Source organism: Eikenella longinqua, from assembly GCF_001648355.1.
Lineage (GTDB): Bacteria > Pseudomonadota > Gammaproteobacteria > Burkholderiales > Neisseriaceae > Eikenella > Eikenella longinqua.
Genome location: NZ_LXSL01000016.1, coordinates 1 through 18,738, shown reverse-complemented (window position 1 = coordinate 18,738; position 18,738 = coordinate 1). Strand labels below are relative to the sequence as shown.

Genomic DNA, 18,738 nt, shown 5'->3' with positions numbered 1-18,738 from the left:
CGTGCAGCACGGTTGAAACGCCTGCCAAACAGCAAACTGCCCGCCGCACAGCCGCTTTCCGTTTCCGCATCACGGCGCAAACCGCCGCCAACAAAACCATCACTAGAGGAATGACCATGGGACAATATAAGAAACTCTGGTTGTCGCTCATCATTGTGTTGACGATAACCTTCTCCATATTGGGCTACCTGGGCGTGGAGGTGTACCGCAAGGCGCCGCCCTTCCCGGAAGCCTATGTATCCGCCAACGGGCAAACCGTCATCAGCAAGGCCGACATCCTGGCCGGGCAATCCGCCTGGCAGAGCACCGGCGGCATGGAGCTGGGCTCGATTCTCGGCCGCGGTGCCTACCAAGCCCCCGATTGGACGGCCGACTGGCTGCACCGCGAGCTGGTGGCCTGGCTGAACATCAGCGCGCAAGCCCAGCACGGCAAAATGTTCGACGAGCTGAATGCCGATCAACAGGCCGCGCTGAAAGCCGCCATGACCGAAGAATACCGCAACGGCAGCCGCATGGGCGCCGACGGCAAAGTAGTGCTCAGCGACACCCGCATCCAAGCCATCCGGACCGTGGCTCCGTACTACATCGCGCTCTACGGCAACGACCCTGCCATGGAGCAGACGCGCGAACACTTCGCGATGAAAAACAACACGCTGCCGGATGAAGCACGCCGCGAGCGCCTCACCAACTTCTTCTTCTTGACGGCCTGGGCCTCCGCCACCAACCGCCCCGACCACAACGCCACCTACACCAACAACTGGCCGCACGAGCCGCTCATCAACAACGTGCCCACTGCGGAAAACGTGATGTGGTCGGTGGCCAGCATCGTGTTTTTGCTGGCCGGCATCGGCTTGCTCGTGTGGGGCTGGTCGTTCCTGCACCGCCACGAGCCCGATCCGCAAATGCCGGAGCGCGACCCCATCAGCAAGGTGCAGCTCACCCCCTCGCAGCGCGCGCTGGGCAAATATGTGTTCCTCACCGTGGCGCTGTTTGTGGTGCAAATCCTGCTCGGCGGGCTCACCGCGCACTACACGGTGGAAGGCCAGCGCTTCTTCGGCATCCCGCTCTCCGACTGGTTCCCCTATGCCTTGGTGCGCACTTGGCACTTGCAATCCGCCATTTTCTGGATTGCCACCGGCTTCCTCACCGCCGGCCTGTTTCTCGCGCCGGTGGTGAACGGCGGCAAAGACCCGAAATTCCAGGCGCTGGGCGTGAACGCGCTGTTTGTGGCGCTGTTTATCGTGGTGGGCGGCTCCTACGGCGGCAACTTCCTGGCCTTGAGCCACGCCATGCCCGCGCATCTGAACTTCTGGTTCGGCCACCAGGGCTACGAATACTTGGATTTAGGCCGCTTCTGGCAGATTCTGCTGATGGTCGGCCTCCTGCTGTGGTTGTTCCTGATGCTGCGCTGCACCGTGGCTGCGTTTAAAGACAAAACCAGCGATAAAAACCTGCTGGCGATTTTCGTGGCCTCCATGGTGGGCGTGGGCGTGTTTTATGCGCCGGGCCTGTTCTACGGCGAGCACGACAGCCTCACCGTGATGGAATACTGGCGCTGGTGGGTGGTGCACCTGTGGGTGGAAGGCTTCTTTGAAGTGTTTGCCACCGTGGCGCTGGCCTTTATTTTCTACACCCTGGGCTTGGTGAGCCGCAAATCGGCCACCGTGGCTTCTCTTGTGGCCGCTTCGCTGTTTATGATCGGCGGCGTGCCCGGCACTTTCCATCACCTCTATTTCTCCGGCACCACCACGCCGATTATGGCTGTGGGCGCTTCCTTCTCCGCGCTGGAAGTGGTGCCGCTGATCCTGCTGGGCAAAGAGGCGCACGAGCATTGGTCTTACCAGCATGCCACACCGTGGATGAAACGCCTGCGCTGGCCGCTGATGTGCTTTGTGGCCGTGGCGTTTTGGAACATGATCGGCGCCGGCGTGTTCGGTTTCCTCATCAACCCGCCGATTTCGCTGTTTTACCTGCAAGGCCTGAACACCACTGCGGTGCACGCCCATGCCGCGTTGTTCGGCGTGTATGGCTTCCTCGCCTTGGGCTTCGTGCTCTTGGTAGCACGCTACCTGAAACCGGACTACGAGTTTGAAGAAAAGCTGATGAGCTACGGCTTCTGGCTGCTGAACTTGGGCTTGGTGGGCATGATTATCACCAGCCTGCTGCCGGCCGGCATCATCCAAATCCACGCCGCCATCACCGACGGCCTGTGGATGGCGCGCAGCGAACACTTTATGCAGCAGGATTCGCTGGTGATGCTGCGCTGGATTCGCACCATTTCTGATTTGGTGTTTATCGCCGGCGGCTGCTGCGTGGCCTGGCAGGCAACGAAAATTGTGTTCAGCAAAGGCAGCGGCGGGCAGGAGCAGAAGTCTGCCTGATGCCTGGTAATTAAACGCTGAATGAAGCAAAGGCTACCTGAAAAATATTTCAGGTAGCCTTTTTGGCATGGGCGGTTGCGTTTATGCGTTAGCTTAGCTTTTTGGCAGCTTATGTTTTCAGGTAGCCCTTCTTGGCGTAAGGGGCTACCTGAAAATCAAACAGGCAAAGCAAGGCGTGTTCGAAGCGCTAAAAATTTTCAGGTAGCCTCCGAACGGATAGAGGCTACCTGAAAAGCAAGCGTCTGCAGCGAAGCCAGCCGTTGGTTTCAACGGCGCGGAACGGCTTACGCTTCGCCCAGCAGCTGCTCGCGGGTGAGCAGGAAGACGCTGCTGCCGCCGTCGCTCTGTTCGGGCCAGAAGAAGGGCAGGTCGGGGCGGGCGGCTTCGAGGACTTCGTGGTTGTGGCCGATTTCCACCAGCAATATGCCGTTGGGGTTGAGGAAGCGGGCGGCTTGGTTGAGGATTTGGTGGGTGGCGTCGAGGCCGTCTTCACCGCTGCCGAGCGCCATTTCGGGCTCGTGCAGGTATTCGGCGGGCAGCGCGGCCACGCTTTCGGCATTGACATAGGGCGGGTTGGAGATGATGAGGTCGTAGGTGCCGGAAAGATTGTCGAAGAGGTCGCTTTGGATGAGGCGGATGCGTTCTTCGAGGCCGTAGTTGGCCACGTTGATGGCGGCCACTTCGAGGGCGTCGGGGCTGAGGTCGGCGGCGTCGATTTGGGCTTCTGGGTAGTGGTGGGCGGCTTGGATGGCGAGGCAGCCGCTGCCGGTGCAGAGGTCGAGCACGCGGCGGACGCGGTCGGCTCCGTCTGTCCACAGGGCGATGGGTTCGCCGAGCATTTCGTAGATGAAGGAGCGGGGGATGAGCACGCGTTCGTCCACATAAAATTCGAAGTCGCCCTGCCAGGCTTGGCGGGTGAGGTAGGCCATGGGGATGCGTTCGTTTACGCGGCGTTCGGCTAGGCTGAGCACGGCGTCGATTTCTTGGGGCAGTAGGGCGGCGTCGAGGTAGGGCTCGAGGGTGTCGAGCGGGAGGTTTAGGGTGTGGAGGATGAGGTAGGCAGCTTCGTCGTGGGCGTTGTCGCTGCCGTGGCCGAAGCTGAGGCGGGCTTGGTTGAAGCGGCTGATGCAGAAGCGCAGGAGGTCGCGCGGGGTGCGGAGGTGCTGGCGGACTTGGGTAAACATGGTTTGCGGTGTTGGGAAAAGGAAAAGAGGGAAAGGCGGGATTATAGCGGATTTGGGTGGGCGATTGGCTTGGGGAAAGCTGGCAGGAGACAGCTGAATTGAAGGTATCGGCCAAGCCGGAAGGGTTTTCAGGTAGCCTTTTATCATTCGCGCAAAGCAAACTCCCCAACCTGGCGGTTGGGGAGTTTGGATGTTGGCGGAGTAGGAGGGATTCGAACCCTCGATACAGGTTTTAGCCCATATGCACCCTTAGCAGGGGTGTGCCTTCAGCCTCTCAGCCACTACTCCGAATTCGGAACGGCGGATAATATAGGAAACGTGCGTAAAAGGCAAGATGTTTTGTGCGGGAAATGCGCGGTTTTTGGTGAGCGGCTTGAGATTGCTGGATTTTATTCCGCCAAAAGCCGGGTTTGGCGCGGGCGTTTGCGGCAGCGGCTTACGCTTGGCATGCGGTTTGCTATAATGCGCAAAGAAATGTTTGTGTGTGTTTACATTAAACGGCGGCTCGGAACGCTCGGCAATTGGCTGAAGCCAAGGCTGTTTCCGAACTGCGGCGGATAGAAACGGTATGAAACGATTAGGCATTAAGGTGAGCGGCAAAATCGGCAGGGGTTTGTCGCACAAAATCAAGCAAACGCAGCGGCTGTCGCGCAAAACGGCGGCGGTGATTCTGCTGCTGATGGGCGCGGCGCTGGTGTCGCTGGTGTCGCTGGGCTTTGCCAAGCTGGCGGATTATGCGCTGGAGCTAAACCGGGAATGGGCGCGGCAATATCCGCTGGCGGCATTTGCGGTGCTGCCCTTGGGGCTGATGCTGATTGTGTGGCTCACGCGCCGTTTTGCGCCTTATACGGCGGGCAGCGGCATCCCGCAGGTGCTGGCCACGCTGTCGATGCCGAAAGTGAAGGGCGGCAACCGGTTGGTGGCATTGGGTCGCACGATTTTGAAAATCCCGCTCACATTTTTGGGCATGTTGGCCGGGGCTTCGGTGGGCCGCGAGGGGCCGTCGGTGCAGGTGGGTGCGGCGGTGATGCTGGCTTGGGGCAGCTGGTGCAAACGCTACAATTTGGCGTTTAAGCGTTTGCAGGAAAAAGAATTGCTGGCGGCCGGCGCGGCTGGCGGTTTGGCGGCGGCGTTTAATGCGCCGCTGGCCGGGGTGATTTTTGCGATTGAGGAGCTGGGGCGTTCGGTGTCGTTGCACTGGGAGCGGCAGATTTTTATCGGCGTGCTGGCTGCGGGTTTCTTTTTGGTGGCGATTGAGGGTAACAGCACGTATTTTCAGGGCTTCAACGCCGGGCAGCCGGTGGAAAACATGCTGCAATGGGCGCTGTTGTGTGCGGTGGTGTGCGGGGCGGCGGGCGGTTTGTTTGCCCGTTTTCTGAGCAAGGGTGCCACTTGGCTGGCGCCGCCGAAGTGGCGCAGCTGGATGCGGCGGCACCCGATTTGGCTGGCGGGCATTTTCGGCCTGATGTTGGCGGCTTTGGGCGTGCTGTTTGACGGCCAAACCTACGGCACGGGCTACGCCATCGCGGCCGCTTCGCTGCACGGGCACACGAATTTGACGCCGGGCCTGGCCGGGGCGAAGTGGGCGGCCACGGTGCTGTCGTATTGGGCGGGCATTCCGGGCGGGATTTTCACGCCGTCGCTGGCCATCGGCGCGGTGCTGGGGGTGCACATTGCGCAGATTGGCGGCGATACGGCGCCGGTAGCGATTTTGGCGCTGCTGTGCATGGCGGCGTTTCTGGCGGCGGCCACGCAGGCGCCGCTCACGGCCAGCGTGGTGGTGATGGAGATGACGGGCAGCCAGTCGCTGCTGTTTTGGATGCTGGTGTCGTCGATTGCCGCTTCGGTGATTGCGCGCCAATTCTGCCCGCAGCCATTTTATCATTTCGCGGCGGGTCGTTTCCGCCAGCGGCTGCGTGAGGAATTACAGCAGGAGCAGGCGAATAGGCTGGAGCAAGATAAGGCGGCGCAGGAGGCGGCGAAAGCGGAGTAGGGCTGCATGAAGAAGGCTACCTGAAAACCCTAAACCGGTTTTCAGGTAGCCTTCTTCATGCAGCAAACGTTTGAACGGCCGATGATATAGATATAGTGGATTCAATTTAAACCAGGACTGCGTTGCCTCGCCTTGCCGTACTATCTGTACTGTCTGCGGCTTCGTCGCCTTGTCCTGATTTTTGTTAAGCCACTATATGGGAAGGATAAAGGCTACCTGAAATTTTTCAGGTAGCCTTCATTGCAGAGACAAGCAGTTTGCCGGAAACGGGTTTACCAATTCACCCAGCCGCCCAGCCAAGTGAGCAGGATGATGCCGCCGAACACGATGCGGTAGTAGGCGAAGGGCACGAAGTTTTTGCTCGACACAAAGCGCAGCAAGGCTTTTACCGCCACCAGGCCGGACACGAAAGCGGCAATAAAGCCCACGGCGATCAGGCCAAAAACCTGCGCGCTGAAGGCGCTCAGGTTTTTTAAAATGCTGTAGCCGGAAGCGGCCACCATAATCGGCACCGCCAAGAAGAAGGAAAACTCGGTGGCGGTTTTGCGGTCGAGCCCCCACACCATGCCGCCCATGATGGTGCTGCCGGAGCGGGAAGTGCCGGGAATCAGCGCCAAAATCTGAAACAGGCCCACGGCAAGCGCGTCGCGCGGGCGCATATCGTCCACGCTGCGCACCCTCGGTGGGATGCGGCTCTGCCGTTTTTCAATCCACAAAATCAAAAAGCCGCCCACCACCAGCGCGGCGGCCACGCTCACCGGGTTGAACAGCACTTTTTCAATAAAATCATTTAGCAGCAGGCCGACGGCGGCGGCGGGAACGAAGGCGATGGCGAGGTTGAGCACGAAGCGGTTGGCCAGCCGGTCTTTGCCCAAATGGGTGGCCACATGGAGGAAGCGGGCGCGGTATTCATACACCACGGCGAGGATGGCGCCGAGCTGGATGGCGATGTTGAACACGGCATGGCTTTCGGCATCAAAGCCGATCAGGCTGCCGGCCACAATCAGATGACCGGTGCTGGAGATGGGCAGGAATTCGGTGAGGCCTTCCACGATGCCGAGAATCAGGGCTTTGAAGGCGAGGAGCAAACTCATGGTGAAACTCTTGAAAACAATCTGAAAAATGTTTCAGGTAGCCCATAGTCCCGGCTACAGGCTACCTGAAAATCCAGGCGCGGTTTAGCGGTTGGCCTGGCCGGCAAGCCCGGCGGCTCGGCTGCGCACGGTGGCGCGCGGGGCGGGGGCGGGCATGCCGCGTTCGGCGCGCACTTTCTCAATCAGCTCCTGCAACACCTGCATGTTTTTGGAGTCGGTGAGCTCGTATTTGCCGCCCACGATGATGACCGGAGTTTTGGTGATGTTGTAGGTAACAGTTTGCTGCTGCATGGTTTGGGCGGCGGCGGCGGCCTGCGGGCTGTTATAGGCGGCGAGCAGGCGGCTGCCGTAGGGCTGCTGCTGAATCCAGTTTTTCAGGCTGGCTTCGTCGGTTACTTTGCCGTCCATCAGCGCTTTGAAAATGGGCTGGTTGGCCTGGCGGGTGAGGCCGGTGGATTTCACGGCGGCGAGCAGACGGGCCAGGGTTTGGTGCGCAGGCTGCCACACCACGTGTTCTTGGCGCAGCACGGTGTCGGAGGCGAAGCGTTTGCTTTGCTGCTCGAGGGCGGGCTCCAAGTGTTGGCAGTGAACGCAGAAATAGCCGAAGAATTCGGTTACTTCGATTTTGTTGGGGTTTACGGGCTTGATGACGTTGGTGCGCACGATGTAGTCGGTGTTTTCCACGGCTTTGGCTTGGGCGGTGCCGACGGCGAAAACGGTGAGTGCGGCGAGGAATAGGGCTTTCAGTTTCATTTTAATCTTTCGTGGTGGGTGGAATGGGGTTAGTCGGCTTGGCGGGTGAGGCTGTCGATGCCGTTGCCGCGCAGGCGCTGGCTTAAGGCGTCGGCTTGGGCGCGGCTGAGGCGGCCGCTTTGGATGCGGTATACGGTTTGGCCGTTGCGCTGGCTGCTGCTCACGCGGGCGTCGATGCCGAGCATGGCGAGTTTGGCGCGTTGGGAATCGGCGGCTTCGGGGTTGTTGAAGGAGCCCATCTGCACGATGTAGCGGCCGCCGCTGTTGCCGCGTGCTTCGGCATCGCGCTGGCTGTTGCGCTGTTCGGCGGCTTTGGCCTGGGCTTCGCGTGCTTCGGCTTCGCGGCGTTCGCGCCTGGCCTGCTCGCGGGCGCGCTCTACGTTGCCGCTTTCCAGAATCTGCTGCGGGGTGGGCTTGGCTTCAGGCTCGGGTTTGCGCTGCGGCTCGCGTGGCTTGGCCTGCTGTTGCGGCTTGGGCTGCTCGGGGCGGGCTTCGGGGGCGCTGGCTTGGGCGGGCACGGAAGCGGCCACGGGCGGTTTGTCGGTGATGTCGCCGGGGGGCAGGGCGTAGTGGCCGCTGCTGCCGGAGGCGTCGCTGCCGGCGGCGGTGTCGGGTGCGCGCTGCTGGCGGGGGGTGAGGATTTCGGGCTGGATGTCGGTTTTCGGGGCTTCGGGCTGCTTGATGCCGGAGGGCGTGTTGTTGAGGAAATATAACACGACGCCGATGATGAGGGTGGCGAGCAGGAGGCCGAAGATAAAGCCGGAAAGGCCTTTGCCGTGGGGTTTGGTTTGCATGGGGAAAAGGGCTTGCTAAAAATGTGCCGCATTTTATCAAAACCGTTTGCGGCGGCGGAAGGTTTTTACATGTTCTTTCAGGCTGGGCGGGCGGGAATGGTTTTCAGGTAGCCTGTTTGGCTGGCGGGAAGGGGAAAAGGCTACCTGAAAAATGGATTGGAGCTGGGGGATGTGGCGCGTTTGATTTTTCAGGTAGCCTTTCAAGACGGGGTGCGGCGGAAGCTCACGGCCTGCATGACGTGGCGCTGGTTTACGCTATCGCTGCCGGCGAGGTCGGCCAGGGTGCGGGCGATGCGTAGGATGCGGTGGTAGCTGCGGGCGGAGAGGGAGAGTTTTTCCAGCACGGCGGAGAGGGCGGCTTTGGCTTCGGGCTCGATGGCGGCGAGGTCGTCGAGTTCGCTTACGTTAAGCTCGGCGTTGCTTTTGCCTTGGCGGAGGTATTGCCTTTCACGGGCGGCGAGCACGCGCTGCAACACGGCGGCGCTGCTTTCGCCGGGGGCGGCCTGGGTGAGCTCGGCGGCGGTGAGGGCGGGCACTTCGATAATCAAATCAATCCTATCCAAGAGCGGGCCGGAGATTTTGCCGCGATAACGGGCGATGCTCTCGGGTGTGCAGCGGCAGGGCTTGGCGGGGTGGCCGAGGTAGCCGCAGGGGCAGGGGTTCATGGCGGCCACGAGCTGGAAGCGGGCGGGATAGGTGGCCTGGCGGCTGGCGCGGGAAATGTGGATGAGGCCGTTTTCCAACGGTTCGCGCAGCATTTCGAGCACTTTGCGGTCGAACTCGGGCAGCTCATCAAGAAAGAGTACGCCGTTGTGCGCCAAGGAAATTTCGCCGGGCTTGGGGTCGGAGCCGCCGCCCACCATGGCGGCGCTGCTGGCACTGTGATGCGGCGAACGGAAGGGGCGGCGGCGGGAGAAGCCGTGCTGCTGGGGCAGCAGCGAGCGCAGCGCCCAGGTTTCGGTCATTTCGTGGTCGGAGAGGGGCGGCAGGATGCCGGGCAGGCGCTGGGCGAGCATGGATTTGCCGGTGCCGGGCGGGCCGCTCATCAGCAGGCTGTGGCCGCCGGCGGCGGCGATTTCCAGCGCGAGGCGGGCGGTGTGCTGGCCTTTTACGTCTTGCAGGTCGGGATAGGGGGTTTCTTTGCTGATGTGGATTTCGGGGCGGCAGCGCTCGAGTGCGGCGATGCCGTTGAGGTGGGCGGCCACGGCGCCGAGGCTGTCGGCGGCGAGCACTTCGGCGCTTTCAATCAGCGCGGCCTGTTCGGCGCTTTGCTGCGGCAGGATGAAGCGGCGCTGCGCCTGCGTGCTCTGCCACACCATCGCCAGTGCGCCGCGCACCGGGCGCAATAAGCCGGAAAGGGCGAGTTCGCCGGCCATTTCGTAGCGGGCGAGCTCTTCGGGGGCGATGGCGATTTGGCCGGAGGCGGCGAGGATGCCGATGGCAATCGGCAGGTCGAAGCGGCCGGATTCTTTGGGCAGGTCGGCCGGAGCGAGGTTTACAGTGATTTTCTTGGCGGGGAAATCGAAGCCGCTTTGGATGATGGCGGCGCGCACGCGGTCGCGGCTTTCCTTCACTTCGGTGTCGGGCAGGCCGACGATGTTGAACGCGGGCAGGCCGTTGGCCAAGTGGGTTTCCACTTCCACTAAGGGCGCGGCCATGCCGCTGAGGGCACGGCTGTATACCACCGCCAAGCTCATGCCGCGCTTCCTATTGCTGTTCGGAACGGTTGGGCAGGGCGGCTGCCGGGGCGGCGGCTTCCAGCTTGGCCAGGCGCGCTTCTAGGGCGGCCAGCTTTTCGCGGGTTTTGATGAGCACCTGCTGCTGGATGTCGAACTCTTCGCGCGTTACCAAATCCAGCTTGTTAAACGTGCTGCCGAGCAGGGTTTTCACGTTTTTCTCGGCATCTTTCACCGGGCTTGCGGCGATGGTGCTGCTGATTTTTTCGGCGAGTTCGTCGAGGATTTTTTTGGCCAGCATGGCGGTTTCCTTGTGTTGGGATGTGAACGGCTGCATTTTATCGGCGCAGGGGTGGGGCAGCAAGCATTAAGGGCGGCAAACGTGAAAAAGGCTACCTGAAAACCCTGCGGCAGATATTTTCAGGTAGCCTTTCATTTTTCAGGTAGCCTTTAATGCCACTCGAAGCGCACCAGCCGCATCAGCAGCACCAAGCCCAGCAGGCTCACCAGCATATACAGGCTGCTCGACATGCCGTGCCAGAAGCCCATTTCGCCGCCGAGCAGGTTGGATAGCCAATGCGTTTGCCCCGTGCGCAGCGCGCGGATGAGCGGCACCAGCACGAATTGCGACACCGCCAGCAGCAGCCAGGTGAACGCCACCAAGCGCGAGGAAAGCTTGCTGTTGCCTCCCCGGCCAAACGACTGCCGCCGCGCCGAAACGCCGGCCAGATACACCACCGCCCACACAAACAGCCCGATATAGTTCACCGTGCTAAACAGCACCCCGGCCAGCGTGCCGGCCTGCTCCTTGGGCAGCGATTGGAACAACAAAGGCGCCACGCCGTAGCCCGCCAGCACATAAGCCCCGAACCACACCGACACCAACAGCGCCAACACTCGATTTGCAAACATTCGCATCCTTTCTCTGCCAAAATAGGTAAAACAAGGCGCAGTGTACCGTATTCTTCACATTCTTTCAGCCGCTCCCGCGCTGATTTACCTGCTATAAAATCCGCCTACACTGCGTTACAATCCCGCATTTTTCGTTTCCGCCCCATACCCGCGCCATGTCGAACAAACCGAAAACCGAACACGAAGCCAACAAACTGCACAAACGCCTGCGCCACGCCGTAGGCCAAGCCATCAACGATTTCAACATGATCGAGCCGGGCGACAAAATCATGGTCTGCCTCTCCGGCGGCAAAGACAGCTACGCCTTGCTCGACATCCTGCGCCAGCTGCAAGCCAGCGCGCCGATTGATTTCGAGCTGGTGGCCGTGAATCTCGACCAAAAACAGCCCGGCTTCCCCGAAGACGTGCTCCCAGGCTACCTGAAAAGCATCGGCGTACCCTTCAAAATCGTGGAAGAAGACACCTATTCCACCGTAAAACGCGTGCTCGACGAAGGCAAAACCACCTGCTCGCTATGCAGCCGCCTGCGCCGCGGCATCCTCTACCGCACGGCTAAAGAGCTGGGCTGCACCAAAATCGCCCTCGGCCACCACCGCGACGATATTCTCGCCACGCTGTTTTTAAACATGTTTTACGGCGGCAAACTCAAAGCCATGCCGCCCAAGCTGGTGAGCGACAACGGCGAGCATATCGTGATCCGCCCGCTGGCTTATGTGAAAGAGAAAGATTTGATTAAATATGCGGAACTGAAGCAGTTTCCGATTATCCCGTGCAACCTGTGCGGCTCGCAGCCGAATTTGCAGCGGCAGGTGGTGGGCGAGATGCTGAAAGATTGGGACAAGCGCTTCCCCGGCCGCATCGAAAGCATGTTTTCCGCGCTGCAAAACGTGGTGCCCTCGCATTTGGCCGATACCGAACTGTTTGACTTCGCCAACCTGCAACGCGGCCAGAGCTTGAAACATGGCGGCGATTTGGCGTTCGACAGCGAAACGGTGTCGTTTGATGCGCCGCGCGATGAAGAAGACGAAAGGCTACCTGAAAAATCCGGCCGCAAGGTAATCAACATCTTGGCCAGCAAGCCGAAGGAAGGGGGTTGCGGTGCGCGATAACGTGCTGGCCGTGCTGCGGCTGCTGGGCCTGCTGCTGGTGATGACTGCGTTGCCGATGTTGGCGGGATTGTTCATATATGCCAACGCGGTGCAGGGCTGGCACGCGGCAGGCGGCATGGCTTGGTATGCGGCGCAGGGCGTGGAAACGCTGCTGTTTGGCGCGGCGGGCGGGGCGGTGGTGTATTGGTTTGCCCGGATTTACCGGCGCGGCGCCAAGGGACATTTCCTGGCGCTGTCTGAGCCGATCTGCGCCAAAAAGCTGCTGCTCGCGGCGGGCTACCTGCTGCTTCTGCTTGCCGTGGGGCCGCTGTATGAGTCGCTGATGCGCGCGCTGGGCGTGGATGTGGGGGTGGACAATTTGGCCAACCAGCAGATTTTGCTGCATTTGGTGCGCCAATTGCCGCTGCCGATGGTGCTGTATATCGTGCTGCTGGCGCCGCTGCTGGAAGAGCTGTTGCTGCGCGGCATTTTCTTCCAGAGCTTCGGCGTGCCGCACGGCCGCGGTAAACGCCTGGCCTTGCTGGCGGCTTCGGCCTTTGTGTTCGGCAGCCTGCACAACCCGCCCGCGGAGCCTGCCTTTTTGCTGTATTTTTCCATGGGACTGGTGCTGGGCGGCGCGTATCTGCACACCAAAGATTTGAAATATCCGGTGCTGATTCATATGCTAAACAACGCCATCAGCCTGGTATCGGCGTTTTGGCCGGAGTAGGGCGCGGCAATCCGGAAGGCTACCTGAAAACGCAGCTTCAACGAGGTTAAAACGAAGCTGCCGAAGGAAGCGGAGTTTCTGCGAAGCTAAAAATCACAGCGGCAGGGCGTTTCGGTTTTCAGGTAGCCTGGCGGGAAAGGAGAACATCATGCAGACACAAACAGACGAACAGGCAGGGCTCAAAAGCAAAGCAGAACGCTACCGCCGCCGCGTGCGCGAATTTGTGCGGCAACATGGGCTGGTGGGGGCGATGAACAACACCAAATGGCGGGAGCTGCGCGGGGCGATGGACGAGTGGGAAAATGCGCCGGCCTATGAAATCAAGTATTTGTTTGATGAAATATCGGAAGCAGAAGTTGAGCAAGCCATAGTGGAAACCACGGTGGCAATCGGCGATTGGGGCGATGAGCATTTCTATCCAATGTTTGACATCGAATGGGTGAAAATCCGCAAATTGCGTTCGGTGTTCCGCGGGCATTTGATTGCGCCGGAAATTGTGGACAACAGCGCGGGCATCCGCGCGATATTGGAGCGCTTCAGTATTCCGTATGTGGAAAATGAGTTTTGCTTTACGGTGTATGGCTACCTGAAAGGCTATAGCGAACCAACTTAACTTTCGCTACGGTGTTAGCTCGCCTTGCCGTACTCCTGTACTGTCTGCGGCTCGCTGCCTGGTATTGAAAGCCAATTTGATTCGCTATAAATTGCCGGAAGGTAAGGATAAAGGCTACCTGAAAATGAGCTTTGCGCGTGTTTGCGAAGTTAAATTTTCAGGTAGCCTTTTTCTGTGTTCAGCCAGTCTGGCGGCTTTTCACTACACCCAGCCACCGAGGTTTTCCAGGGCGATGTCGGCGAGGGCTTCGATGAAGACGGGGTTGTCGTTGAGGCAGAGGATGAAGCGGAAGGTTTGGCCGCCGGCTTCGTGGAATTGTTCGCGCCCTTGGATGGCGAGCTCTTCGAGGGTTTCGAGGCAGTCGCTCACGAAGCCGGGGCAGAAGAGGTCGAGCTCGCGGATATTGTGTTTGGCGGGGAGCTCGGTGAGCAGTTGGTCGGTGGCGGGGCCAATCCAGCGGGCGCGGCCGAAGCGGCTTTGGAAGGCGAGATACCACTCTTGGGGGGAGAGGTGGAGGGCTTCGGCCAAGAGTTGGGCGCTGGCGCGGCATTCGGCGGCGTAGGGGTCGCCTTGTTGCACGGAGGCTTCGGGGATGCCGTGGAAGCTGAAGAGGATGCGCTGGCCGCGGCCGTGTTGCTGCCAGTAGGCGCGGATGTGGGCGGCCATGGCTTGGATGTAGTCGGGGTGGTTGTAGAAGCGGCTGATGGTGCGCAGGCTGATTTGGTTGCGCTGTTTGACAAGTTCGTTCAGCACTTTATCGAGCGCGGCGCCGCTGCTGCTGGCGGCGTATTGGGGATAGAGGGGCAGCACGAGCAGGCGGTCTACGCCTTGGGCTTTCATGGTGGCGAGGGTGTGGGCCACGGAGGGCTCGCCGTAGGACATGGCGTGCTCCACCAATACTTGCGGCAGCAGTTTTTGCAGGGCGGCGGCTTGTTTGGCGGTGAACACGGCCAGCGGGGAGCCTTGGGGCTGCCAGATTTGCCGGTAGCCGTGGGCGCTTTTTTTGGCGCGGAAGGGGAGGATGAGGCCGCGCAGCAGGGGCTGCCACAGCAGGCGGGGCAGCTCGACCACGCGCTGGTCGGAGAGGAATTGGCGCAGATAGGGGCGTACGGCTTCGGCGGTGGGGGCGGAGGGGGTGCCGAGGTTGATGAGCAGGATGCCGACGCGGGCGGGGTGGCTGCCGTGGGGCGGCTCGGGAAGGAAGTGGGGCATGGGCGGGTGTTCCTTGCGGTGTGGTTGGGTGTTGTGTTGTTGTTGGGCTACCTGAAAAGGGTTGGCAAGTGTGGGGAGGTGGTTATTTTTGCACTGGGATGACCGGAGGCAAAAAACGGCGGAAAACTTTATCAGGTGCGAATTTGAGCGAAGCTGGTGCGAGAAAAAACTTGCACCAGCTTTTGCTTTAGTTTGATAAAAAATGCGTTATCTTTTGCACTAGAATAAACGGGAATTGAGTACCTTTTAAAAGGGTTTTAAAAGGTTTTAAACCTGACGGCCGAACCACTCCACACGGCCGATAATCTCAACATCAGCATCCGGCCCGGCTAAATCCAGCTCGAAAGGCTCATATATCTCATTGGCAGATTTGAGCAGGAGCTTGCTGCCGGGCATGATTTGCGTGTATTTAACGACCAGCTCGCCGCCGATGCGGACAACGAACAAACCATTGCCGGGCTTACGCTTGGCGTGATTAACCAAGATATTGTCGTTGTTGCACAGCACTGGCTCCATCGAATCGCCACGCACTTTGATTACCGATAAGTCTTTGGGGTCGGCATTTAAATAGTGTTCAATCCAAAAACGGCGGAAGGCCATCGGGAACAAAGGCTCCTCATTGCCCACCGGGAAGCCGTTGCCGGCAGAAGCCCGGACGTTGTAGCGGGGAATAAAGACGAATTCGCTCAAATCCACGGGATTACCGAGCGTATCCCGCACCTCCGGGACAGTCTGGATACTTTGGGCGATCCATTTTGCATTATAGCCCGCGACAGGCTCGTGCAACTCTTGGTTACCGCCTGCTGCCGCTTCTTTGGGGAATGGTACACCTTCCCCTGTCATCAACCAATTCCAATCGCACCCTTTCAATTTTTGAATTGAAACAAGGGTTTCAGCTTTTGGAATGGTGTCTTTTTCAAAAATCCTTAATACGCCGCTAATAGACCAATTTAAATCTCTTGCGATTTGTGCTGGCTTGGCATCGCCCCATAGGAATTGGAGGCGCTCTTTAAAGCTACTCATAGCAAATCCAACTCTTTTGTTTAGCTATCCACCGACTAAATAAAAGACTAAACAAATAAAGTAGTTTTTTGTTTAGTAAATTTTCAAATATTTATCAAACGATTAGTAAAATAACTGAACAAACGTAGAAAAAATACAAAACAAACGATTGCAAACGCCGCATTTGTTTAGTAATATGCCAGCACGTTAAACGAAAGCGCATAACATTTAAGCTAAACGAATGGAGTGAATAGCAATGCAAAAAAATACAGCAGACTGGCATCGCGCGGATGTGGTTGCTGCGCTCAAAAAGGCAGGATGGTCAGTGCGAGCCTTATCAGTAGCCAGTGGGTTGGGGCCTGACACTTTACGAAACGCTCTTTACTGCCCGTTTTACCCGAAGGGCGAAAAAATCATCGCAGACGCTTTGGGTATGAAACCGGAAGATATTTGGCCACAACGGCATGCGGCTCGAAACTTCCGACCAACGCTACGAAAAGTAGTGAATGCCTGAATTGTAGGTTAATTAAACAAAAAAATCACGCATTTAAATTCCCACCCAGCGAAATTTCATCATGAGAACCATCAGACGACAGGCGAAAGCCACCTCACTAGACCATGCGATTGAGCTGGCCAAGCGCCATGCCAAGGAGCGGCGGCTGCCCTCCAAAGTAATGGCCGACTTGATGGGGGTGGAACTTAAAACGTATTACCGCTGGCTGTTGGAGAACACCTTGCCGCTCAACCGGATAGCCCAGTTTGAAGCGCTAACAGGCAGCCGCTTTATTAGCGAATACCTAAGTGTACTGCATGGAGACCGGGTGGTGATTGAAATCCCGCGCGGGCGTAAGGGCAAAGCGGCGGATATGGCGCAGGTGCAGAGCCAAACGGCAGCAGCTTGGCCGCCAACCGCTTGGCAGTAATGATGCTGGCCGCTTCCGCCGAGCAGGCCGAGCAGTTGGCCGCCTTACTGCTGAGCCTGTACCAAGACAACCCGCCCGACCCCGAGCAGCTCTACCGCCAATTGGAGCAGCGCCATCTCTTGCTGCAGCAGCCCTATCTGGAGGGCAGCGCCGAGCTGGCCGACAGCGTGCGCACATTGGCGCACACCCTGCAAAAACAGGCGCAGGCCTTAATCAACCTGCGCCCGCCTTTGGTGCAAAAGGTGGTGCCAAGCGACAGCAGCCTGCACCTGCTGGCTTTCAGGTGGTATGGCGACCATAGCCGCCAAGCCGAGCTGCTGCGCCTCAATCCCGACATCGTGCACCCCAACTTTATCGCCAGAGGGACGGTACTCAATGCCTACGCCCAATAACACCGTGAGCCTGCTTATCGCGGGCAAAACCCACAGCCAGTGGACGGATTACGACATCGACAGCGACCTGCTCACCCCGGCGGATGATTTTCAGGTAACCCTTGGCCGCCCGGTGGATGCCAAGCCGGATGCAGTGCAGCCGGGCGACAGCGTGGAGGTGCGGGTGGGCGAGGATACGGTATTGAGCGGGCGCATCGACCGCGTGAGCACCACCACCGCCAAAGGGCAAAAAACGCTCACCATTTCCGGCCGCGACGACGCCGGCATCCTGCTGGATTGCTCCTGCCCGATTTTTAACGCGCAGGATATGGATTTAAAGCAGATTATCGACACCATCGTGAAGCCCTTGGGCATCAGCAAAATCCGCATCGATGCGGCACAAACCGCGCGCACCAACAAAGTGCAGATCGAGCCGGGCAGCCGGGCTTGGGATGCCTTGGCGCAGTATGCCGAGGCCAACGGATTATGGCCGTGGCTGGAGCCGGACGGCACACTGGTAATCGGCGGGCCCGACTACACCGCCAAGCCGGTGGCCGATTTGATTGTGCGCGTGTCCGGGCAGGGCAACAACGTGGAGCAGTTGCAGGTGGAGCGCGATTTTTCGCAGCGCTTCAGCGAGATAACGGTATTGGGGCAGAGCCACAGCGGCAAGCACAACCTGCGCACCACGGTGAAAGACGACACGGTTAAGGTGCACCGCCCGCTGATTATTGTGGAGGCAGATGTGGACGGCCCCGGCAGCGGCGGCGTGCACGACTGCCTTTCCGCCTCTGTGCGCGACGGCGGGGTGCGTGCCAAAACCATGGCTCTGCCTGCCGACAAATGGGATTTATTCCCGCTGCCCGACAGCATCAACGAGCACGGCCGGCTCGACCGCCTCTACCGCCATACCGTGAGCCAGCCCTACGACTGGTTCGGCGCCCTCGGCGTGGTGTTCAAAACCCGCCAGAGGGGCGATAAATGGTTTTGCTCCGAGTGGTGCGCCGCCGCGCTCGGGCTGCCCGAGAGCTGGCGTTGGTCACCCAACGACCTCGCCGCCATCGTGCCCGCCTTGTATAAACAGGAGACGCAATAAAAACCCGCCACACGGGCGGGGAGTAAGAAACCAAGACGGCGACACGGCGGGTGCGGTAACACCCGCCGCGACAGCCAAGCAGAACCAGCCTGCATTGACCCAAGGCCGCCACCCTCGAGGGCGCGCGGATTGTATCACGCAATGTAGGACAAACCATGCAATACCGATGTAAAAACTGCGGCAAACTACTGGCCGTCGGCAGCGGCACCGTGCAAATCAAGTGCCAGCGCTGTAAAACAGTAAACCAATTCAGTTCTTTCACAACCCAGAGCGCCCCGAGTGCCGAAACCGCGAAATCCACGCAGAAAGGCACTCATGTACACCAAAGCACCCCTGCCGTTCACCGGCCAAAAACGCCGTTTTTTAAAGCTGTTTAAACAGGTGTTAAACCAGCACCTCCCCGGCAACGGGAGCGGCTGGACGATACTCGACGCCTTCGGCGGCTCCGGCCTCTTATCGCACACCGCCAAACAGGCCAAGTCCGCTGCCCGCGTGCTTTATAATGACTACGACGGCTACAGCGAGCGCCTGCGCCACATCCCCGACACCAACCGCCTGCGTCGCCAGCTTGCCGAGCTTTTAGTATCCGTGCCGCGCAACAAGCTGGTGCCGCCTGCGGTTAAAGCCGCCATCGTGTCCGCCATCCGCAGCTTTGGCGGTTATGTTGATTTGGATTGCTTAGTGGCATGGCTGCTGTTCAGCGGCAACACCGCCGCCGATTTGGACGAGTTATGCCGCAAAACCATGTACAACTGCATCAGCCTCAACGACTACCCCGAGGCGCAAGGCTACCTGAACGGCGTGGAGATAGTCAGCCAGTCCTACCGCGAGCTGCTGCCACAACACATCGCCAACCCGCGCACGCTGTTGGTACTCGACCCGCCCTACGTCTGCACCCAGCAGGGCAACTACCGCA

21 protein-coding genes, 1 tRNA gene and 1 pseudogene are annotated in these 18,738 nt (G+C 59.5%); 11 read left to right on the top strand and 12 right to left on the bottom strand.

The features are described from left to right. Positions 1-116 precede the first annotated feature (116 nt). The gene (locus A7P95_RS04205) at positions 117-2,381 is read left to right on the top strand and encodes a nitric-oxide reductase large subunit (protein ID WP_067591668.1); all 2,265 of its coding nucleotides are present in this window, start codon (positions 117-119) and stop codon (positions 2,379-2,381) included. Positions 2,382-2,665: 284 nt separating this feature from the next. On the opposite strand, the gene prmB is transcribed toward A7P95_RS04205, so the two are convergent. Next, positions 2,666-3,565 (bottom strand): 50S ribosomal protein L3 N(5)-glutamine methyltransferase, encoded by a 900-nt coding sequence (gene prmB, locus A7P95_RS04200; RefSeq protein WP_067591665.1) that lies wholly within the window; start codon positions 3,563-3,565, stop codon positions 2,666-2,668. Positions 3,566-3,759: 194 nt separating this feature from the next. Then, positions 3,760-3,853: transfer RNA gene (locus A7P95_RS04195), tRNA-Ser, on the bottom strand. Positions 3,854-4,133: 280 nt separating this feature from the next. On the opposite strand from A7P95_RS04195, the gene A7P95_RS04190 reads away from it, so the two are divergent. Then, entirely contained in the window at positions 4,134-5,558 is a 1,425-nt protein-coding gene (locus A7P95_RS04190; RefSeq protein WP_067591659.1) for a chloride channel protein, read from the top strand. 39 nt (positions 5,559-5,597) lie between these two features. On the opposite strand, the pseudogene A7P95_RS12465 reads toward A7P95_RS04190, so the two are convergent. The 8 genes and pseudogenes from A7P95_RS12465 to A7P95_RS04160 all read right to left on the bottom strand — a co-directional run. Next, positions 5,598-5,747, bottom strand: a pseudogene (locus A7P95_RS12465) (IS5/IS1182 family transposase); the annotation flags it as partial. Between the two features lie 83 nt (positions 5,748-5,830). Beyond that, positions 5,831-6,652, bottom strand: coding sequence for an undecaprenyl-diphosphate phosphatase (locus A7P95_RS04185; RefSeq protein WP_067591651.1), 822 nt, complete (start codon positions 6,650-6,652; stop codon positions 5,831-5,833). 84 nt (positions 6,653-6,736) lie between these two features. Continuing rightward, complete coding sequence (locus tag A7P95_RS04180; RefSeq protein WP_067591649.1) at positions 6,737-7,405, bottom strand: thiol:disulfide interchange protein DsbA/DsbL; 669 nt, start codon at positions 7,403-7,405, stop codon at positions 6,737-6,739. A 29-nt stretch (positions 7,406-7,434) separates the two neighbouring features. Then, on the bottom strand, positions 7,435-8,199 hold the full coding sequence (locus A7P95_RS04175; protein WP_067591646.1) for an SPOR domain-containing protein: 765 nt from the start codon (positions 8,197-8,199) through the stop codon (positions 7,435-7,437). Positions 8,200-8,235: 36 nt separating this feature from the next. Next, a complete protein-coding gene (locus A7P95_RS11530) occupies positions 8,236-8,403 on the bottom strand; it encodes a hypothetical protein (RefSeq protein WP_156503493.1) in 168 nt (55 codons plus the stop codon). Beyond that, entirely contained in the window at positions 8,400-9,896 is a 1,497-nt protein-coding gene (locus tag A7P95_RS04170; RefSeq protein ID WP_067591643.1) for a YifB family Mg chelatase-like AAA ATPase, read from the bottom strand. Before A7P95_RS04170 ends, A7P95_RS11530 begins: the two co-directional genes overlap by 4 nt. Before the next feature lie 10 nt (positions 9,897-9,906). After that, positions 9,907-10,176: an accessory factor UbiK family protein gene (locus A7P95_RS04165; protein WP_067591894.1), complete on the bottom strand. Its 270-nt coding sequence runs from the start codon at positions 10,174-10,176 to the stop codon at positions 9,907-9,909. 149 nt (positions 10,177-10,325) lie between these two features. After that, positions 10,326-10,787: a DUF4149 domain-containing protein gene (locus A7P95_RS04160; RefSeq protein ID WP_067591640.1), complete on the bottom strand. Its 462-nt coding sequence runs from the start codon at positions 10,785-10,787 to the stop codon at positions 10,326-10,328. Positions 10,788-10,942: 155 nt separating this feature from the next. On the opposite strand from A7P95_RS04160, the gene ttcA reads away from it, so the two are divergent. The 3 genes from ttcA to A7P95_RS04145 all read left to right on the top strand — a co-directional run bounded on the left by ttcA (position 10,943) and on the right by A7P95_RS04145 (position 13,218). Next, complete coding sequence (gene ttcA / locus A7P95_RS04155; RefSeq protein WP_067591637.1) at positions 10,943-11,896, top strand: tRNA 2-thiocytidine(32) synthetase TtcA; 954 nt, start codon at positions 10,943-10,945, stop codon at positions 11,894-11,896. After that, complete coding sequence (locus A7P95_RS04150; protein WP_067591634.1) at positions 11,886-12,605, top strand: CPBP family intramembrane glutamic endopeptidase; 720 nt, start codon at positions 11,886-11,888, stop codon at positions 12,603-12,605. Before ttcA ends, A7P95_RS04150 begins: the two co-directional genes overlap by 11 nt. Before the next feature lie 148 nt (positions 12,606-12,753). Then, the gene (locus A7P95_RS04145) at positions 12,754-13,218 is read left to right on the top strand and encodes a DUF6678 family protein (protein ID WP_067591631.1); all 465 of its coding nucleotides are present in this window, start codon (positions 12,754-12,756) and stop codon (positions 13,216-13,218) included. 201 nt (positions 13,219-13,419) lie between these two features. Here the strand turns inward: A7P95_RS04145 and hemH are convergent, their stop codons facing one another. Both hemH and A7P95_RS04135 read right to left on the bottom strand, forming a co-directional pair. Then, positions 13,420-14,430, bottom strand: a complete 1,011-nt coding sequence (gene hemH, locus A7P95_RS04140) for a ferrochelatase (RefSeq protein ID WP_067591628.1) — start codon at positions 14,428-14,430, stop codon at positions 13,420-13,422. A gap of 267 nt (positions 14,431-14,697) precedes the next feature. After that, complete coding sequence (locus A7P95_RS04135) at positions 14,698-15,453, bottom strand: S24 family peptidase (protein WP_067591625.1); 756 nt, start codon at positions 15,451-15,453, stop codon at positions 14,698-14,700. Between the two features lie 235 nt (positions 15,454-15,688). Here A7P95_RS04135 and A7P95_RS11065 point away from each other — a divergent pair, with 235 nt between their 5' ends. From A7P95_RS11065 to A7P95_RS04115, 6 genes are all read left to right on the top strand, one after another. After that, positions 15,689-15,946, top strand: coding sequence for a helix-turn-helix domain-containing protein (locus tag A7P95_RS11065; protein ID WP_082890723.1), 258 nt, complete (start codon positions 15,689-15,691; stop codon positions 15,944-15,946). A 61-nt stretch (positions 15,947-16,007) separates the two neighbouring features. Continuing rightward, positions 16,008-16,355 (top strand): hypothetical protein, encoded by a 348-nt coding sequence (locus tag A7P95_RS04130; protein ID WP_082890722.1) that lies wholly within the window; start codon positions 16,008-16,010, stop codon positions 16,353-16,355. Next, positions 16,331-16,747, top strand: a complete 417-nt coding sequence (locus A7P95_RS04125) for a hypothetical protein (protein ID WP_245636556.1) — start codon at positions 16,331-16,333, stop codon at positions 16,745-16,747. The genes A7P95_RS04130 and A7P95_RS04125 overlap by 25 nt, the downstream gene beginning before the upstream one ends. After that, positions 16,731-17,822 (top strand): phage baseplate assembly protein, encoded by a 1,092-nt coding sequence (locus A7P95_RS04120; RefSeq protein WP_082890721.1) that lies wholly within the window; start codon positions 16,731-16,733, stop codon positions 17,820-17,822. The genes A7P95_RS04125 and A7P95_RS04120 overlap by 17 nt, the downstream gene beginning before the upstream one ends. 155 nt (positions 17,823-17,977) lie before the next feature. After that, the gene (locus tag A7P95_RS11060) at positions 17,978-18,199 is read left to right on the top strand and encodes a zinc finger domain-containing protein (RefSeq protein WP_082890720.1); all 222 of its coding nucleotides are present in this window, start codon (positions 17,978-17,980) and stop codon (positions 18,197-18,199) included. Beyond that, positions 18,138-18,738, top strand: a 601-nt coding sequence (locus tag A7P95_RS04115; protein WP_067591619.1) for a hypothetical protein, incomplete at its 3' end; no start/stop codon positions are given. The genes A7P95_RS11060 and A7P95_RS04115, both read left to right, overlap by 62 nt.

Bases quoted from the DNA above. Each gene is read 5' to 3' on its own strand.
- A7P95_RS04205 (WP_067591668.1), top strand. From the start codon at position 117: ATGGGACAATATAAGAAACTCTGGTTGTCGCTCATCATTGTGTTGACG.
- prmB (WP_067591665.1), bottom strand. From the start codon at position 3,565: ATGTTTACCCAAGTCCGCCAGCACCTCCGCACCCCGCGCGACCTCCTG.
- A7P95_RS04190 (WP_067591659.1), top strand. From the start codon at position 4,134: ATGAAACGATTAGGCATTAAGGTGAGCGGCAAAATCGGCAGGGGTTTG.
- A7P95_RS04185 (WP_067591651.1), bottom strand. From the start codon at position 6,652: ATGAGTTTGCTCCTCGCCTTCAAAGCCCTGATTCTCGGCATCGTGGAA.
- A7P95_RS04180 (WP_067591649.1), bottom strand. From the start codon at position 7,405: ATGAAACTGAAAGCCCTATTCCTCGCCGCACTCACCGTTTTCGCCGTC.
- A7P95_RS04175 (WP_067591646.1), bottom strand. From the start codon at position 8,199: ATGCAAACCAAACCCCACGGCAAAGGCCTTTCCGGCTTTATCTTCGGC.
- A7P95_RS04170 (WP_067591643.1), bottom strand. From the start codon at position 9,896: ATGAGCTTGGCGGTGGTATACAGCCGTGCCCTCAGCGGCATGGCCGCG.
- A7P95_RS04165 (WP_067591894.1), bottom strand. From the start codon at position 10,176: ATGCTGGCCAAAAAAATCCTCGACGAACTCGCCGAAAAAATCAGCAGC.
- A7P95_RS04160 (WP_067591640.1), bottom strand. From the start codon at position 10,787: ATGTTTGCAAATCGAGTGTTGGCGCTGTTGGTGTCGGTGTGGTTCGGG.
- ttcA (WP_067591637.1), top strand. From the start codon at position 10,943: ATGTCGAACAAACCGAAAACCGAACACGAAGCCAACAAACTGCACAAA.
- A7P95_RS04145 (WP_067591631.1), top strand. From the start codon at position 12,754: ATGCAGACACAAACAGACGAACAGGCAGGGCTCAAAAGCAAAGCAGAA.
- hemH (WP_067591628.1), bottom strand. From the start codon at position 14,430: ATGCCCCACTTCCTTCCCGAGCCGCCCCACGGCAGCCACCCCGCCCGC.
- A7P95_RS04135 (WP_067591625.1), bottom strand. From the start codon at position 15,453: ATGAGTAGCTTTAAAGAGCGCCTCCAATTCCTATGGGGCGATGCCAAG.
- A7P95_RS11065 (WP_082890723.1), top strand. From the start codon at position 15,689: ATGCAAAAAAATACAGCAGACTGGCATCGCGCGGATGTGGTTGCTGCG.
- A7P95_RS04130 (WP_082890722.1), top strand. From the start codon at position 16,008: ATGAGAACCATCAGACGACAGGCGAAAGCCACCTCACTAGACCATGCG.
- A7P95_RS04120 (WP_082890721.1), top strand. From the start codon at position 16,731: ATGCCTACGCCCAATAACACCGTGAGCCTGCTTATCGCGGGCAAAACC.
- A7P95_RS11060 (WP_082890720.1), top strand. From the start codon at position 17,978: ATGCAATACCGATGTAAAAACTGCGGCAAACTACTGGCCGTCGGCAGC.